The following is a 2,408-nucleotide window of genomic DNA, read 5'->3' as shown; positions in this document are numbered from 1 at the left end:
AAGATGCGGCGGCGATGCTTGCGCGTTTGCAGGGAAAAACGCACGAAGTGTTCAGCGGCGTCGCTTTAACGGAGCCGGGGACGGGCAAAACCGTCGTTTCCCACCGCGTAACCCGCGTTCATATGAAGCCGTTGAACGAACGGCAGATCAGGCGCTATGTCGCGACTGGCGAGCCGTTGGACAAAGCCGGTTCGTACGCGATCCAGGGCATCGGCGCAACGCTGATTGATTCCATCGAAGGCTGCTACTTTAATGTGGTGGGACTGCCGTTATCGCTATTAAGCGATATGCTGGAGCAATTCGGTTTAAATGTGTTGGAAAACTAAACCAGGAAAGAGGGGAAATTGATGGCAATATCGCCCAATCTAACATTGCGCGATGTTCCAATTGAGGAAAGACCGAGAGAACGCATGCTGCAATTTGGGGCGCAAGCGCTCAGCAATGCGGAATTGCTGGCAATTTTATTAAGAACCGGCACTTATTCGGAATCGGCTGTCACTTTGGCCAACCGGATTTTAATGGAAGCCGGCGGATTACGCAATCTGGTGGAGATGAGCCCGGATCAACTGGTATCCATCAAAGGCGTCGGCACTGCCAAGGCGGTGCAGGTTAAAGCAAGCATCGAGCTTGGGCGCAGACTGGCCCGTACGGTTAGGAACGATATGGTTGCCGTTCGTTCGCCGCACGATGTGGCGCAATTCATCATGGAAGATTTGCGTTATTTGCAGCAGGAGCATTTCATTTGTTTGTTTTTGAATACGAAAAATCACATCATTGGTCAGGAAACGCTCTCGATCGGCAGTCTGAATTCCACGATTGTCCATCCGCGGGAAGTGTTCCGCGCGGCGATAAAAAGAAGCAGCGCGTCGATCATTTGCGCGCACAATCATCCGAGCGGCGATCCCACTCCCAGTCAGGAAGATATCCGCCTGACCAAACGGCTCATGGAGGCCGGCGAGTTGATCGGCATCGATGTACTCGATCATCTGATCATCGGCGACGGTCATTTTATCAGTTTGAAGGAGCAAGGATTGATGTAATATAATAGATTGGAATCGGGCGTAAAGCAGAAAATTGCCCACTTTTGGACATCATGTGAGGATAGGAAGGGAGAAAACGACAACATGTTCGGTAATTTTACCCGCGATCTGGGAATTGATTTGGGAACCGCCAATACGCTTGTATATATGAAGGGAAAAGGCATTGTACTGAGGGAACCTTCCGTCGTCGCAATTCGCATGGATACAAAAACAATCGAAGCCGTGGGCGAGTCGGCCAAAAGAATGATTGGGCGAACACCCGGCAACATTCAGGCCGTGCGCCCGATGAAAGACGGCGTCATCGCCGATTTCGAAACGACGGCGACGATGCTGAAGCATTTTATCCGGCAGGCGTTAAAGCCGCGGTCGCTGTTTGGAAGGCACCCGAACGTCATGGTTTGTGTGCCGTCGGGAATTACGGCGGTCGAACAACGGGCGGTTGAAGATGCCACCCGGCAGGCGGGGGCAAAAGAAGCGTTTACCATTGAAGAACCGTTTGCCGCGGCGATTGGCGCTGACTTGCCGGTTTGGGAACCGACCGGCAGCATGGTTGTCGACATCGGCGGCGGGACGACGGAAGTCGCCGTTATCTCGCTGGGCGGCATCGTCACCAGCCGTTCCGTTCGCATCGCCGGCGACGAAGCCGACGAAGCGATCGCCCAATATATCAAACGCAACTATAACCTGATGATCGGCGAACGAACAGCCGAGCAGTTGAAAATGGATATCGGATCGGCCAAAAAGATGGAGAAAAAAGAAACGGTGGAAATCCGCGGCCGCGATTTGGTAACGGGGCTGCCCAACACGATTTCCATCTCTTCGGATGAAATCGCCGATGCGCTTGCCGATACGGTTTACAGCATTGTCGATGCGGTCAAGGTTACATTGGAAAAGTGTCCGCCCGAATTGGCCGCGGACATTATGGACCGCGGCATCGTGCTGACCGGTGGCGGCGCGCTTTTGAGAAACCTTGACAAAGTGTTGTCCCAGGAAACAGGCATGCCGGTCATTGTGGCCGAAAAGCCGCTTGATTGCGTTGCCATCGGAACAGGCCGGGCGCTCGAAAACATCCATTTGTTCAAATCGAAAAATGGTCCGGCAGGTCGGTCGAAACGCTGAGTACACGCGTTAGAAGGTGCTGTTGTTGTTTAAATTGATTGGGAGCAGACGGTTGTTTTTCCTGTTGATCGGAGTTATTTTGGCTATCACTCTGATGGGGCTGACGCTTGGGAATCGGGAAAAGGCGACATGGCCCGAGAAGTTTTTGAACGATACCGTATCTTTTGCCCATGGACTTGTGTTCAAGCCCGCTCGGTACATAGCGGGTTTCTTTGAAGACATCGGCCATTTGCGTAATTTGTATCAGGA

4 protein-coding genes are annotated in these 2,408 nt (G+C 52.7%); all 4 read left to right on the top strand.

The window, feature by feature from the left end:
- A partial coding sequence (locus VF260_12000) for a Maf family protein (GenBank protein HEX7057900.1) occupies positions 1 to 326 on the top strand: 326 nt, incomplete at its 5' end.
- 21 nt (positions 327 to 347) lie between these two features.
- The gene (gene radC / locus VF260_11995; protein HEX7057899.1) at positions 348 to 1,040 is read left to right on the top strand and encodes a DNA repair protein RadC; all 693 of its coding nucleotides are present in this window, start codon (positions 348 to 350) and stop codon (positions 1,038 to 1,040) included.
- Between the two features lie 84 nt (positions 1,041 to 1,124).
- Complete coding sequence (locus VF260_11990) at positions 1,125 to 2,159, top strand: rod shape-determining protein (protein ID HEX7057898.1); 1,035 nt, start codon at positions 1,125 to 1,127, stop codon at positions 2,157 to 2,159.
- A 25-nt stretch (positions 2,160 to 2,184) separates the two neighbouring features.
- A partial coding sequence (locus VF260_11985) for a rod shape-determining protein MreC (protein ID HEX7057897.1) occupies positions 2,185 to 2,408 on the top strand: 224 nt, incomplete at its 3' end.

Source organism: Bacilli bacterium (assembly GCA_036381315.1).
Lineage (GTDB): Bacteria > Bacillota > Bacilli > Paenibacillales > KCTC-25726 > DASVDB01.
Note: the sequence above shows the minus strand (reverse complement) of the source record. Positions and strands in the feature narration are given on the sequence as shown.

Excerpts from the sequence above, each read along its gene's own strand:
- radC (HEX7057899.1), top strand. The coding sequence starts at position 348 with ATGGCAATATCGCCCAATCTAACATTGCGCGATGTTCCAATTGAGGAA.
- VF260_11990 (HEX7057898.1), top strand. The coding sequence starts at position 1,125 with ATGTTCGGTAATTTTACCCGCGATCTGGGAATTGATTTGGGAACCGCC.